17 protein-coding genes are annotated in these 14,068 nt (G+C 49.4%); all 17 read right to left on the bottom strand.

What is annotated here, in order from left to right; all coding sequences use genetic code 11:
- Positions 1-250: 250 nt before the first annotated feature.
- Complete coding sequence (locus ACKTSG_RS07720; protein WP_407893550.1) at positions 251-1,390, bottom strand: GH25 family lysozyme; 1,140 nt, start codon at positions 1,388-1,390, stop codon at positions 251-253.
- Positions 1,387-1,662 carry a phage holin gene (locus ACKTSG_RS07715; protein WP_407893548.1) on the bottom strand — a complete coding sequence of 92 codons (276 nt, stop codon included), beginning with the start codon at positions 1,660-1,662 and terminating at the stop codon, positions 1,387-1,389. Before ACKTSG_RS07715 ends, ACKTSG_RS07720 begins: the two co-directional genes overlap by 4 nt.
- Entirely contained in the window at positions 1,659-2,024 is a 366-nt protein-coding gene (locus tag ACKTSG_RS07710; protein ID WP_407893546.1) for a hypothetical protein, read from the bottom strand. Before ACKTSG_RS07710 ends, ACKTSG_RS07715 begins: the two co-directional genes overlap by 4 nt.
- 1 nt (position 2,025) lies before the next feature.
- Positions 2,026-2,268, bottom strand: coding sequence for a hypothetical protein (locus ACKTSG_RS07705; RefSeq protein WP_407893545.1), 243 nt, complete (start codon positions 2,266-2,268; stop codon positions 2,026-2,028).
- Positions 2,268-2,627 (bottom strand): hypothetical protein, encoded by a 360-nt coding sequence (locus ACKTSG_RS07700; protein ID WP_407893543.1) that lies wholly within the window; start codon positions 2,625-2,627, stop codon positions 2,268-2,270. Before ACKTSG_RS07700 ends, ACKTSG_RS07705 begins: the two co-directional genes overlap by 1 nt.
- The gene (locus ACKTSG_RS07695; RefSeq protein ID WP_407893542.1) at positions 2,620-3,228 is read right to left on the bottom strand and encodes a hypothetical protein; all 609 of its coding nucleotides are present in this window, start codon (positions 3,226-3,228) and stop codon (positions 2,620-2,622) included. Before ACKTSG_RS07695 ends, ACKTSG_RS07700 begins: the two co-directional genes overlap by 8 nt.
- 35 nt (positions 3,229-3,263) lie before the next feature.
- Positions 3,264-3,803 (bottom strand): hypothetical protein, encoded by a 540-nt coding sequence (locus ACKTSG_RS07690; protein ID WP_407893541.1) that lies wholly within the window; start codon positions 3,801-3,803, stop codon positions 3,264-3,266.
- 173 nt (positions 3,804-3,976) lie between these two features.
- The gene (locus ACKTSG_RS07685) at positions 3,977-4,507 is read right to left on the bottom strand and encodes a phage tail-collar fiber domain-containing protein (protein WP_407893539.1); all 531 of its coding nucleotides are present in this window, start codon (positions 4,505-4,507) and stop codon (positions 3,977-3,979) included.
- An 11-nt stretch (positions 4,508-4,518) separates the two neighbouring features.
- Positions 4,519-5,388, bottom strand: a complete 870-nt coding sequence (locus ACKTSG_RS07680) for a putative phage tail protein (protein ID WP_407893537.1) — start codon at positions 5,386-5,388, stop codon at positions 4,519-4,521.
- Positions 5,381-6,523, bottom strand: coding sequence for a baseplate J/gp47 family protein (locus tag ACKTSG_RS07675; RefSeq protein ID WP_407893536.1), 1,143 nt, complete (start codon positions 6,521-6,523; stop codon positions 5,381-5,383). Before ACKTSG_RS07675 ends, ACKTSG_RS07680 begins: the two co-directional genes overlap by 8 nt.
- Positions 6,520-6,903: a DUF2634 domain-containing protein gene (locus ACKTSG_RS07670; protein ID WP_407893534.1), complete on the bottom strand. Its 384-nt coding sequence runs from the start codon at positions 6,901-6,903 to the stop codon at positions 6,520-6,522. Before ACKTSG_RS07670 ends, ACKTSG_RS07675 begins: the two co-directional genes overlap by 4 nt.
- 3 nt (positions 6,904-6,906) lie before the next feature.
- Entirely contained in the window at positions 6,907-7,251 is a 345-nt protein-coding gene (locus ACKTSG_RS07665; protein WP_407893532.1) for a DUF2577 domain-containing protein, read from the bottom strand.
- Positions 7,251-8,237, bottom strand: coding sequence for an XkdQ/YqbQ family protein (locus ACKTSG_RS07660; protein WP_407893530.1), 987 nt, complete (start codon positions 8,235-8,237; stop codon positions 7,251-7,253). The genes ACKTSG_RS07665 and ACKTSG_RS07660 overlap by 1 nt, the downstream gene beginning before the upstream one ends.
- Positions 8,238-8,241: 4 nt before the next feature.
- Positions 8,242-8,943, bottom strand: a complete 702-nt coding sequence (locus ACKTSG_RS07655; RefSeq protein ID WP_407893528.1) for a hypothetical protein — start codon at positions 8,941-8,943, stop codon at positions 8,242-8,244.
- 17 nt (positions 8,944-8,960) lie between these two features.
- Positions 8,961-12,938 carry a tape measure protein gene (locus ACKTSG_RS07650; protein ID WP_407893526.1) on the bottom strand — a complete coding sequence of 1,326 codons (3,978 nt, stop codon included), beginning with the start codon at positions 12,936-12,938 and terminating at the stop codon, positions 8,961-8,963.
- Positions 12,939-13,141: 203 nt separating this feature from the next.
- Complete coding sequence (locus ACKTSG_RS07645; RefSeq protein WP_407893524.1) at positions 13,142-13,564, bottom strand: phage tail assembly chaperone; 423 nt, start codon at positions 13,562-13,564, stop codon at positions 13,142-13,144.
- Positions 13,565-13,593: 29 nt separating this feature from the next.
- Complete coding sequence (locus tag ACKTSG_RS07640) at positions 13,594-14,058, bottom strand: phage tail tube protein (RefSeq protein WP_407893523.1); 465 nt, start codon at positions 14,056-14,058, stop codon at positions 13,594-13,596.
- Positions 14,059-14,068: the final 10 nt, after the last annotated feature.

Here is a 14,068-nt window from a genome sequence, read left to right as displayed (position 1 = left end):
TAATTAAACACCAAGACAATTCACATTGCAAGCATTATTTATATCATCGTACATTTGCCTGTTTATCGGTATTTTTACGCAGTGACTATCTCACATCGTCTCACATCATTTCACAATAATCTGACAATTTTATGACAGAACAACTAGAAGCTCGCACACGCAATTATCCAATTCTAATGCATAAAAATAAGCCTCCCACCCGTAATGGATGAGAGGCCATTTTAATGAGCTTGACAGAGTCTTTGCTGAGCTAGAACGGATTTGATGTGCCAACCCAAATTTGGAGTCGGTCAGTTGGTTCGCCATACTCGCCCGCGAAGGTATCGGTGTACCCGGCAACAGAACGACCATCATCACAGACGACACGTAACCAGCCGCCACGTTTGGTGGTTTGAGTTCGGTACCAGGCTTGCTGATAGTCTTCGTTTGGTGCTGTGATATAGAAGATTTCGATTTGATCAATTGCATGGCCCATGCAGCCAGCGAAGCCAGTAGCAGAATTACCGCGATCATATCCAGTGACGAATGGCAGCCAGCCATCTTCAATCGTGTGGACACGATACTTTACGCTGCCATGACTAACTTTTACGACCAGAGCGTCGTGAGCATGGTTGGGATTGCCAGCAAAACCGGTGACTTTATCATCACTGAAGTTAGTGATCTCGCCTAACCATGAACCGTTCAACTGGTGCATGTCATAGGTGACGTTAACTTTGACAGCCGGCTTCGTCCGTGTCGTATGGTTAGCGACCGCCGGAGTAGCAACTGTCGCTGCTGCGGTAATCTTGCCACTCACTGCACCATACTTATTCCAGGCATTTGCATCACCGTAAAAGGCATCGAAATCCAAAGCCTTGCCCCAACCAGGAAGATATCCGGAAGAGGTGTACTGGAACATCGCCATTACTGGCCAATGCTTGAGGCTGCCATATAAGTCGCGAGGCGCATAGCCTTGTACCGCGCTGTAGTTATTGTACTGCGCGACCCAGAGCCCATAACCTGCCTTAATCACCGGCGACCAGTCATAGTCATTTTCTACAGCCACGCCGAGATAAATCAGCGGGCGCACCCCCGTTTTGGCGTAAACATAATCTAGCCAGGCTTTAGCCCAAGCAACAGATGGACGTGCAGGTTCATAATCGAGCACCAACAAGGCCTTTCCAATATATGGTTTGACTACGGCCAAGAAATGATCTGCTTCGCCTTGAACACTCCCATTCGACGCAAAGTGATAGAAGCCTTTTAAAGCCGGTGATGACTTAATTTGCGAATTCATTTCCGGATTGGTGTAGTTGGTTGATTCGGTTGTTTTGATGATTCGGAAGTCACCAGTGGTCTTGCCGATACCGGCTTGGTGGCTTGCAACATCAATACCATTCAGGGTCGTCATTCTGCATCCTCCTTTTTCGGCGTAGTGCGTGCCAGGGCATCCTTGCTATCACTCGCTGCCGAAGTGGTTGGATCCACAACGATGCCTAGCAAGGCGAGTAATGTGAAGATGGTCCCGATTGCGCCAGTGACTTGAGTGAGTAACGTCGAATAATCCCAAGTGACACCAAACATTGCCAAAATTTGTTGGACAAGCAAAAAGGCAGCGGCGACCAAAGCAGTCAACGTTGCCTTATTTTTGAGCCGTAAAGCCCAATTAATTTTCAGTTTCAACTTTCGTGTTCCTCCTTATATTCTTGCTCGGTGATGTGTAGACGTTCATCGTGGCGGGCCGCCTGTTGTTCGAGATGGCGAATCCGTTTGCCATGATCAGTTACGCGTTCATCAATCGACCCAAGTCGCTGATTCAATAGCTCTACCGAAACATTTAGCTTGTTGATTGCATCTTGGAGCTTGTCGCTACTTTCAGTGGACTTTGAAAGAGCTTGTGTAACGGCGTCGCTCTGCTTTTGTGACGAGGGATCAACAATGGTTTTACGAATAAGCCAAGCCATCGCACCGAACAAAAGCAAAATCAAGGTGACCACGCTACCAATTTCGGCCCATGTCAGGCCAAAAAATCCATGTGGTGGCATACTACTTCGCCTCTGTTTCCGCCTCAGTTGTTTCCGTAGCCGCATCTACGTGTGGTGCGTCGGACGGCACTTGAGTCTTGATTGCTATACCTTGGTCGCCAGTTGCAACTTTTGTTTGCGGTGCGGTTTCGGCCTTAATAGTCGCAACTGCATCCGCCAATTCTGGCTTGATTACATCCGGGATTACACCCGTTAAGGTACCCGCAATCTGCTTACGGGCGAAAAGGTTTGCTAATGCACTCATTATTTTGCCTCCGTATCTGTGGCGTCAGTTGATGGCAAGGTTGCTTGTGCCAGCTCAACGATGGCATCTTGGGCTTCTGCTAATTGCGACTTCAAGTCAGCGATTTTGGCAGCTTGTGATGCGATGGTAGCTTGTGCAGTTGCTAAATCTTGATCGCGCTTCAAATCCTTGGCCGCTTGCGCATCTTCTGAGGCGTCATGCCAGGTTTGCGTTGCGGGGTCGAACTTCGCTACCTGTAAGGACTTATCAGGCTCGATATCTGTGACCGGATATTTTACAACATAGGCATCCGGCACGATCATTGGATCAAAATAGCACCCGTGATCTAACGGGTGCGTATCATAAACAGTTTTAGACATTTGTTGTTCCTCCTATTGTTTTATAAAACATATTAAGTAAATCAGTGGGGTTCAAAGCCCATGGCAAACATACTTCAAGTCCTTCGTTGAAACGAATGTGTGAAATAGGATCGTCTTTTCGCTTGTAGTATGAGATTCGTACATAAGCGGCACCTGACGGCACGACAAAATCTTTTGAAACCATTCGATAAACTATCGGATCAATGCTTTGCCCAAAGCTCTTATACGAAAGAAATTTTTTGTCTTCATCCCAAAAAGTCACACCAATCCAACTGTTAGAGTTGTCAGCATTCGGCCAATATTGTAAGGTGTATCTTTTTGATGAATCAATAACAATATAATCTGAAGCGACTGAATTAGTTGATGTGACTGTTTCTCCGGAATGTCCAATCCAAACGCCACTCGTTTCAGTGGAAATCACTTCAAGATTTACAGCCGCTGTTAAGATTTGAAACTCAACGTCATCGATTCTCTCGTCGGTATCTGACTTCAACGCATATGCTTCCATATTGATATCACCGTTGGCGGGTTTCTGACCACCAACGGTTAATACAACTTTGTTCTTCAAAATCTTCGCGAGTTGTGTTACTACATTACTCATTTTTCCTCCTATCGCTCCCGATAAGAGGATGTAATCTAAGCTTGTGGTGCAGTTAGTGCGGCTAATTTCTTATTGATCTCATCAATCTGTGCCTGGGTATCTTCAGGGGCAAGCGAGTGATCACTTGGCGTGCTTCCAATTTCGGTCTGCGGAAGTGCAAGACTGATCTGTGCACCATCAGTATTGGACCAGAAGTATACTTGTGGATTATCTTCTTGAACTAGGCCTTGCGGGCAGACAAAATATTTCCACTCGGTTTCGAGTGAAAAATTGGTACTAGCACTGCCTCCAAATAGTTCGTAATGAATCGATGCTCCTTCAACGTCACATTTAGCCCAGAAAGATGTCAAAACTTTCTTGCCTGATTCTGACAAGTAACCAATTACACCATCTTCTATACCGTGAGTATATGAAGTCTTGATCACTGCACCACCGCGAAATGTTTCATCCGAGAGCGTCCAATGACCAAGTTTCCAATTCAAAAAGGTCGTGGAATTGAGCAAATAATTTCGTCCACCAACCTGTAAGCTATTCTTAGTCCATACTGGCGACCCATTCACTGTCGGTGTAATCATAAAGTCGTTCGCCTTATCCTGTCGAGCCATATAGCTTAGATCAACATTACCGTTCTTATCGGGAGTACCGTTATTTACAGCGTAAACAGGGCTATCTGCCCCCCCCCCGACTTAACCGGGTTGTAATGTTCTTTAATGCTTTTGCAACACTTTCAATTGTATTAAACATGGAACTATTCACCTGCCTGTTCCTTAATCCAAGCTGCTAAGCTTGCGTCTGAGATTGTCGTCGCTTCTTCCAAGTCTTCGTGCGTTACAGTCGCTGCTGGAGCAATCGTCAGCGTCACGTTGGATGAATTCGACACGGTAGTAACCAGCGTCACGGTCAATCCAGAACTCGTAACTGAGTTGAATGCAGGCATGAAAGCATTCTGAGTGGCACACGTGACCGAGAATAAGATTTCACCAACAGTCGGGTCTTGTGCATAAAGACCAATCGTATTGATGTAGTAGCCTTGCGTGAGCTTCGTGTTTTCAAAAGGCGCTCGCACCTCGATGGTTGCTGCATTGGTGACCTTGACGTTTGTCACGAGTGACGTTTGTTTAATGCCAGAAATAGCAGTTAATCCTTCAAGCTGTGCGTCTGTGTATACTGTATCCGAGGCGACGACTTTCGTGAATTTAGTCGTGCCTTCAGTATTCAGAAGCTTGGCCATTAACGCATGGCCTTGCTTCGTGATGATTGATGTTTTAAATTGGGCCATCTCTTCCCCTCCTATTCACTTTTTACTGTGATGGTTGTCAGACCGCTTAGTACTTCGCCAGGCACCGCTGCGGCAGTTGACTGCATTGAGTCATACCAGTCATTTGTCAGCGTCACAGTATCGACGGTTGTCGCGTATGAGACACCGTCAGCGCTTGCTTGAGTCGTCTCATCAGTTCGCCAGTCATTGGTTAGCGTGACGGTATCAGTTGCGGTGGCATAAGTGACGCCATTTGCTGAAGCAGTAATCGATTGGTTTTCTTGCCAGTCGTTGGTAAGCTGCTGCCGTTCAAGATAACTGATAGCAGCGCCGCCATGTGCTTCTGCATTTAGCGACGCATCACTTCGCCAGTCATTGGTCAGAGTGATGGTATCGATAACCGCAACACCACCAACAAAAAATGCCGGGCCAGAGGCATCGGCATAAATTGAATTATGTGATTTAACGGTCATGTTAACAGGTACGGTCTCTGTCAGAATGCGATCGAGCTCATCCGTTTGGTTTGGCTGATCGAGACTCACTTCCACCTGAAGACCATAGTTGGCCGCATCTAATGACACCGAAGCTGGGCCGCCAAGCGTGCTGAGCACAGATTTTAGATAAGTGATCGTGTACGGTTTACGGTCAAGTAGCCGAGACATGATAACCTTGCGCCGTGACTCAACTGTCGAGCCAGAAGTAGCGACGATGTTGAGCATGTTCTCAAACACACCCAAGCCGTCTGAATCCGCAGTGGCGACGAAAAGCCGAGCTTGTGACAGTTCAATATTCGCGTGTAAGTCATCAAGCTGTGGCTGCTCGGCTTTGGCAAGTTGATGCATGTCAATTACGTCATCGTAGTAGTCTGGCAGCAGGCTCTCCAATCGAATGAGTTCACCCATTGATGGTCACCTCCCCGACCACCGGAAGCTCTGAAACTGCACTGGTCTCAGTGAGCACCACATCACTTGCTTCGCCGTCAAGCATCAAGTTGGTAGCGTTGATCACTCCTTTGATTTGGAGCACAGCGAACATCAACTGTGATACGAAGATAGTCACTTTATACCCAGCGACGACACTCCCGCGATTTGCCCAGGCTTTCCGGACAGAGGCGAAGTATGTCTCAACCGCCGTGTTCACCTGCGTCTGGAGTGTTGTGGAATCGATAGAGCCATCGGTCTCGATGTTTAAGCTTACCTTGATACTGCGTGCTGTTGGCGCAACGACAGTGACCACGTGGCCAATCGGTGCTAAGCCATAGCCTTTACCATGATTGGCAGTCGGGTCAATTGCTTCTTGTGCATTCGAAATCAGGTCAGCGCCCGCAGGCATAAAGTCATTGTTGACAATAACTAACTTGACGGTGCCCCCGCCCTTCCACGTTGGGTAAACCTGAACAGCCCCCGCCGTCTTGAGTGAGGCGCACATCTGCTCATAGTCGGCTATATTGCCACCATAAGCAGTCGTCGAAAACTGAGCCATGATACGGGTTCGGTAATCATCATCGGACTCATCATCGCGGGCGGGTGCAGTCACCTCGGCGATATTGGCGTCGGCCAGTACGTCATTTGGGGTAATGGGCAGAATCTGGCCAACGTAATGATTGGCTTCGGAGCCAACACTTTCACAAGTCAGATCAGCAGTACCAACCGCATCAGTAGCTGTCACTGTGTAAAAAAATGGTATTGCACCAATTGATGCAAAGCGATCACCAATTTTAACGGCAACCGGCGCGCCTTTAGAATCCGAAAAGGTTGCCGAAACAACCGCGTTCGTTGCCACATAGCGGCTTATGCCGCGCTCCTGTCCACGATAATCAAGTGATTCATTGGTAGCAGTCTGAACATATCCATCAAGCACCATCTGGCGCAAATACATAACGAGTTCAGCATAGCTATAAGCAACGGGTGCCAGCGCATCATAGATGATCGAGCCTTGCCGCGTGTCAATGCCAGTAGGGACGTTATCGATAGCTTTATCGATGAAGTACTGAAAGTCATATTGTTCGAGCTGAGCAACTAAGTCAGTTGGACTCATGCTGCCACCTCCGTTTCTGCTTGAAGTTCACCTGAAGCAGTGGACACGGTAAACCAGACTGCAAGACTGTCGCCATTGACCGCTTCCATCTTGTCGATGGTGACACCGTCAACACGGTCATCGCCTTGAAGAGCCTCAGTGATCATGCGCTCAACCTCAGCCTTGGCATAGGGCATCGACTTACCAATAAGCTCTAGCAGATCATTGCCATATTGGTCATCGTAAATTGGCCAGACAAAACGCTCAGTCCTCAATATTTTATCGACAGCCTGACGAACAGCATCCAGATCATCAATCATCCCCCGAACACGGCCATCCACAACCCGATAAGTCAGTGAGGGTAGCGTCTGTTCTTCGATTTCTAAGTTCTCATCGTCCATGAGCTAACCTCCCAACTTTTCGAAGATGTAAAAGCTTTGCCCGCCGTCAGCACGAATCATGGCCACACCATCGCCGGACTTCAGCGACTCATCGATTGTGACTGTTTCAGTGCGAGTCTTATCCTTACCATTTTCCTGGCGATCCGAATAGCTCATCTTCACTTTATACTTGGATACATGACGGCCGAGCATCAGGACCGCATTCGGCAAAATCATGTTGTTGCTCAGTCGTACCTGGAGCGGACTGGTTGCAATCACCTTGCCAAATACAAGGTCTGCATACTCGTTGGGCTTACCGCCTTTAGACTGCATCTGCTTAAGGAGCCAGTCTCCAGTTTGTGTGACCATTACCAGCTCACCTCCATCTCCGTGGTCCAGTGATCAGGGTCAAAGTTTTGAGTACATTTGCCAATCGTAACTCGACGCGCTGAGATACCGATTTCAATTAGGCTTTGCACTTTCAAAACGAAACTCCCCCCAGTATAAAAGCCCAGGTTCCCGATCGCAGAAACTTTAAGCGTGCGTTTTTCAACGTTGCTGACTTTAAGTAACGCTTTCGCCTTTGCCTTCATTTGTGCGGAGTTCATCTTGTCATCAGAGAGCTTCTCAACTTTTTGAAGTTTTCCCCATCGACTGATTGTGTTTCCAGTTGCAGTTTCACTGGCACCAATCTTGCCTGAATCAGCTTGGCTGTTCTTTTCAACTCTGACCACATTGGCGGCCTCATCAATGCTACGATCATATTCCCATGACGTGGCCATACCACTATCGCCAACAATCATCACTTCACCAGATACTGGCATCGGATAAGCACATAGCTCTACCGTCCCGTAATTATCACGGATGAAACATGCCTGACCAAACTCAATAGCGGTTGTTTCGATGTCTTCTTGCAACATTGAAAAATACGATACCCCATCGGACACCTTAGTTGGTAACCGATACCCTGGATCATAGATGACTTTGTAAGATATTCCTGAAGCTTTGCATGCAGTCGTAAACCGTTGACCAATTGACGATACCGGCCACACGACACTATCCTCATTTTTGAGGTATCTGAGCTTGTCATAGGCCGTGCAGCTAAAGACTTCATCCGACGAATAATTGACCGTAAAGATATAACCGAAGAACACCTTATGGCCATCCCATGAAAAACGAACTTCATCGCCATTTTTAGGGGTGAAACCCTCATTGACTTCGATAAGGTCAAAAGTTAGCGTGCCTGCAGCGAAGTCGGGATCAGTTGTGTAAGTCGGCGCAGATTTTAGCAATGTACGGCAGTCCCAGTAGTCGGTACTACCACGCGTGTGAATCTGCATTTGTGTCACAGTCATGTACTCACTTCGCTTTCACTGCTCCGGCTTCCACCCAACCACGCCAACCTCCGCTCAACGTCGTCACATGCCACGGGCACTTACGCCCGGGCGCATGGAAATTGATTTTTCGAGTGGCATTGTGCTCGGTTTGACCTGGACCGGATCCATAACTATCTCGGTGCAACCGACCGTTAACAATAACCGTTGATCCAATTCCGATTTTCTTTGGAGGCTTAGGACGCGGCTTGGGTTTCGGTGCTACATACTTCTTTTTTTCTACAATCTTGACAACAGTCTTCAGCGCCTTAGTCTCGCGATACTCACTGAGTTCCAGTTCGTACTCCATTTCGATGGTCGAACCTTTTGCAGGGCCATACTCAAATGCGGTGATCACTGCTGAAAAATTTAAACTGGTGCCGGACAAAACCAAGCGCACCGGCTTCTTTTTCTTGTATGCTGCATCAAAAAAATGGATATAGTCATCGGCACTGCTAAGTAGCTTCTCAGCTGTACACCAGGACGCAGCTTTTGGATTCAGTGGAAATGCACCAGGTATACTAATTGACCGAAGCTTTTCAAGCCCAAGCTGTCGCACATCACCAAGCCCCAAAATGGTTATCGTATCTCCCCCGAGTTCACGTTTGATCTTGAACTCAGAGGGTGCTACCGGTAATTCCACCGTCTTATTGGCGGAATCCGTAATGTAGACACCCATGTGATCCATAACGTTCATCTCCATTTCTATAATTGTTGAGCCGCGCGCTTCTTAAGGTAGTCCTCAAACGCTTGGACAATTTCTTCAATCGGTGTGTCCTTGTCAGCGATGATTTTGATCGCACCAGCCTCCACGTTGACTGTGTGAGTTTCAGAATGATTTGTCGTGCTCGTCGTGTTGCCACCTGCAGACAAGTTAACTGGTGCGCTTGTGACTTCTGGACTGCTTTGGACAAATCCAGTCGTCGGCGTGTCCATCGGCTTGGATGGTACAGTCATCACGTCAACAGTCGGCGACGGCATTTGGACATTCATGGCCGGCGCGGTCATCATCGGTGTATCCGTAGCGAGTGACGGGGTCGCACCCCAGCCACCAAAGTTGCCTTGAATAGCCACAGCAGCCTTAGTAGGTAATGAAGCCAGTGCGTCCTTGATGTTGCCAACAGCGGTTGCCGCATGATCAAAGCCGGTCGCCAAACGGTCGCCAAGGCCCATGCTTTTTACAGATGGGCCTTGCACGGTTCCGATATTGCCTTGACTGGCCTGCTTCATGGCAGACATATCACTAGCAACTGAAACCGCCGGGTTGCTACTTGTCACGGCCGGACCAGCAACTGTCAATGCTGGTTGTTTCACTGCATTCATCGAGGCATAGTCCTTGGCTACGGTAGCGGCAGGATCTACACTCGCAACAACGGGACCCGATAAAGTTGCCGCGTTACCAGTGACAGACTGCATCGCTGCCACATCTTGCGCCGCTGCTTTCGCCGGATTCTGACTGTCCATAGTTGGACCAGTCACACCCAGACTAGGTTGTGCCACAGTGGCCATAGCCCGCATATCAGCAGACACGGCCGCAATCGGATCACTGCTGATGACTGACGGACCTGCAATGGTCATGCCACTACCGGCGTCAACGACGCCAGCCATTGCATTACCCATCGCGTTCGCAGACTGTTCAGCTCGATCATTGACACCGATTGTGTAGCCTTCGAGGGTCCACCGCCCAAACTTTTTAAAGAGCTTGGATGGCGAGCCAATATGCAGCAAAGACTTAGCTTTTGCAACGACGCCTTTGACCGCACCCTCGACTGCTGAGATTGCGTTACCTACCATTGACTTAATCCCAGAGATCAAGCCTTTGATGAGATCAACACCAACAGAGACCAACGCGCTACCGAATGACTTCGCCGCCGAGACAGCATTACTAATACCTGTGCGTACCGCCGAAATCACATTACGCATTGCACCAGAGATGGCCGACACAATCATCGAACCAGCTGCAACAAACGCTGCGGCCACAGAACGAACACCTGCGCCCAATGCTATCAAGCCAGCACCAGTCGCGGCAGCTGCTACAGCTACCAGACCAAGTCCGGCCGCAACAACAACTAAGCCTCCTCCAAGTACCACCGCTCCCGCTCCAGCGATTAAAGCACCAGCGCCAAGAGCAACTAAGCCGATACCAAGTGCGGTGACAGCGGCGGCCGCAAGTGCAGCCATAGGTGCAAGCACCAGAAGCGATGCTGTCATCAGACTGAAGCCAGCCGCTACCGTCATTACTGTCGCTGCAATTATCGGCAGTGTGACCGCAAGCATTGTCATCCCTAGCGCAACAACCATCGTCGCTGCACTCAGCAAAGTCATAGCCAAAGCCATGGCCGTAAGTCCGACGGAAACGATAATTACCGCGGCCGAAAGAACGACCAGTCCTGCACCCAGTACCACCGATGCGGCACCAGCAAGCAGAGCCGCCGGCGTAAAGAGTATGAGTGCTCCAGCCATGGCAACAAAGCCAAGTGCTGCGGCTTGTCCGAAGGCAGCTATCAGCATCAGTGGCGCGCTAAGCACAAGCAAGCCAACGCCTGCCACGAGTGCACCGGCACCCATGATCAGGAGGCCCGCACCAAGGGCGGCAACTGCAACTGCCGCGAGCAAAGCCGTTGGCGCTAATAGCACCAGCGACGCCGCCGTGAGTGCAAATCCACCAGCTACCCCCATGATTGATGATGCAATCAACGGAAAGACAGCCGCCAGAATCGTCATACCCGCTGCAACCACCAGCGTGCCAGCGCCAAGTAAGAGCATTCCTGCTCCCAAGGCAAGCACTCCAACAGCCGCAACGATGACCGCAGCACCTACGACTAGTAAGCCAGCACCCAAAAGCACCAGTCCTGCCGCGGCCACGATTGCCCCAGGTCCAAAGACCAGCATCGCACCGCCAAGAGCCAAGAGACCTATAGCGGCGGCAGTCCCATATTGAGCGACAGCTGGAAGCGCCATTGACAGCACCAAAATACCAGCAGCTGCGATCAAAACCGCGGCACCGATCATCATCAGAGCGCCACCAAACATCAACATCCCCGGACCAGCCGCAGTAAGTCCTGCACCAACAGCACTCACGACTGCAATCAGTCCAGCCAACGCCGCAACCATCAGCAACATGGTCACGACCGCACCTGGGCCAGCCGCTGCAAGCTTGATCGCGGAGAAAGCTAAGACGCCCATACCAACAGCGGCGAGTGCCAAGCCAGCACCAACCATCAGAGCAGCAGCTCCAAGTTTGAGCATATCGCCGGCACTTTTACCTGCGGCTTTGCCCATAGCACCAGCACCATCAGCGGCAGGCTTTGCGGTCTTTTCGATCAAGCCAAAGGCCCCAGCGATGCTTTTAGCCGTTTGTACAGCTTGCATGGCCGCTTCCCAAGCCTTGAAAGCCTTAGCGATACCCGCAACAGCAACGCGAAACGCAACGAAAGCAACCAGCCCGCTCTTGACTACCGAGAAGATTGTGCGAATGGTGCTGGGATCTAGCGAGCTGATAAAGTTGGCCAGCTTTTGCACAGCATTGGCCGCGATGCTTATGCCGTGACCGACTTCGGTACCCAATTTCTTGAGCCCCTCCATTGGTGAAGCACCTTTATCGACACCCGCCAAAGCATTGATCACATCGCCAATCGCCAACTTGACGCCAACAAAAGCGTCTTGTACATCCGTCATCGCAAATGTAGAGCTGAAGCCAGATGCAAAGGTGGAAACGGCCTGCTGGATTTTGGTGAAGGCTGCCATTGCCTTATCTGCTAAGGCATCAAAATTGACCGCCTGAATCTTGTCAGCTAAGCCAGAAACAAAGCTGATACCAACCTTGCTTGCGCGATCAAACGCACCTTGAAGCTTGTTGGTGACAGTTTCTTTCAACCCGTCGACCGCTTGACCAACGGTCTTAAATTGCGTAGCCATCTTGGTGAAATTGGCATTTGTCCCAGTCTTAGAAACCGCGTTGAAAAAGTCGGATGTCGCAACCTTACCGGCCTGGATGTTTTTGATCATCTGGCCGGTGCTTACGCCCATCGTTTTCGCCACCGCAGCCATACCGGCTGGAGACTGTTCAAGCATCAACTTGAAGTCTTCCCATTGGACCTTAGGCTTTGCAGCCATCTGTGTAGCTTGCTGGCTCAAAGTCTTCATCGCTTGTGACGGCTCGGCAGAGGCGGCCGCTAAGCCACCAAAGCCTTTAACCAGTTGTGTGGTATTTTTCGTCCCCACGGCGGCAAGCTGTGAGTACGTCGATGCCATGTCACTAGCTGAGTAAATGGTGGCTTGGGCAAATTCTTGCAATTGCTTCTTGGTCCCATTGATTTGGGCTTGCGGCATTTTGAGGTTTGACATGTTTCCCTGGAACGTTTGCCAGGTAGCAGACGCTTCGCTCAAATCGCTGCCCAATCCAACGATGCCATTTTTAATCGCGCCAATGCCAGTAGTGATGCCAGAACTAATCAGGTTAGCGCCAAGCATTGACTTCATCAAGCCTGATGACTTTTGCATCTTGCCATCAAGATCATTGATAGTGGAACCAAGTGCCTTGAAGCCACTGCCTAAGTTGCCACTAGCCGATTGCTTAATTTTGCTGAATCCAGAAGCCACCTTGTCAGCGCCACGAGCCATCGAGTTGAGGACAGAGGTCACGCGGTCCTGGATGGCTATGGTTGTACTAATTGTTGCCATATCATCCTCCTAGTGCCGAGCGCGTCGTGCTTTGCGCTCAGCTGCTTTCTGCGCCTTGTCTTCTTCCTCGGAGTGGATATTGATACCCGCGATCACCATGGCCTTTTCTCTAAACGAAAAGGACTCCCAAGTTTGAGGAGTCCAGCCAAATTCATACATCGCATGAAAGTAATACTGAAATTCGGGACCGTTCCCGGCCCTGACTAGTTTTTTACTTCGTCAGCTGTTTCTTCGAGGTCTTCGGTTTCAAATCCAGATAAGGACTGCACTTGTTTGGCAAGTTCAGCATATTCGCCGACCAAAAGCATGGCCTTCAGGGTATCGATTGGTTTGCCTGGAGTGCCCCAGTCGGATTGTAGCTGCGCGTTATTTAAATCGGGAGCCACGATGGCCTCAGTAACCAGCAAGTCAACGAATAAGTTGGTGTTAGTGGAAGTTGTCCAAGCGCCGTTTTGCTTGACCTTGGTGGTTGCCCGTTTACGCAAAGCATCTGCCTTCGCTTCAGACACAGACTGGATCATGAAAGGTGCCCCGAATCGGTCAAACTTGACTTCTTGGGTTTCGGTCGAAGCAACGTTCTTTCGAAGGAACGCGTCAATAGATACGATGTTGTTATTTTCTGCCATGGTAATTTCTCCTTTTGGAAGTTGTGTGACTAAGCCTTGATACCAGTAAACGGCGTGATGAGCTTGCAGTTTTCGAACGTGAAGTCAGATTCATCGGTAATCAAGCCATCATCAGAACTTAGGTTGAGCAAGTTGATGTCGTCTAGGTTGACCCCACTGATCAAGATAGTTTGCTTGCCAACGCTGGAAGTCTTGTCTTCAATGGTCGCGTTAATCGAAAAGTAGAGGTCTGCACCACCATCTAACAAGCTTTGATGTGCTTGAATCCAAGTAGAGTTCACCACATACCGGTTAAAGGACCCAGTACCTTCAAGGCTGGTAGTCTTGTGACCAGTCCAGATGCTGCCAATTGCTTGGACTTGTTCTTTGTTCTTTTCAATCTTTGCAGTCAGTTCTTGACATTCGATAATGTTGATATTCTTACCATTGACCGTTGCGAAGATGGTTGCTTGTTTGCTGGAGATCGTATCCCCAGGCGCTAAAGTTTTAACCATGTGTGATCAT

The organism is Lacticaseibacillus salsurae (assembly GCF_045862175.1).
Taxonomy (GTDB): domain Bacteria; phylum Bacillota; class Bacilli; order Lactobacillales; family Lactobacillaceae; genus Lacticaseibacillus; species Lacticaseibacillus salsurae.
This window is presented reverse-complemented; position numbering and strand designations above follow the sequence as displayed.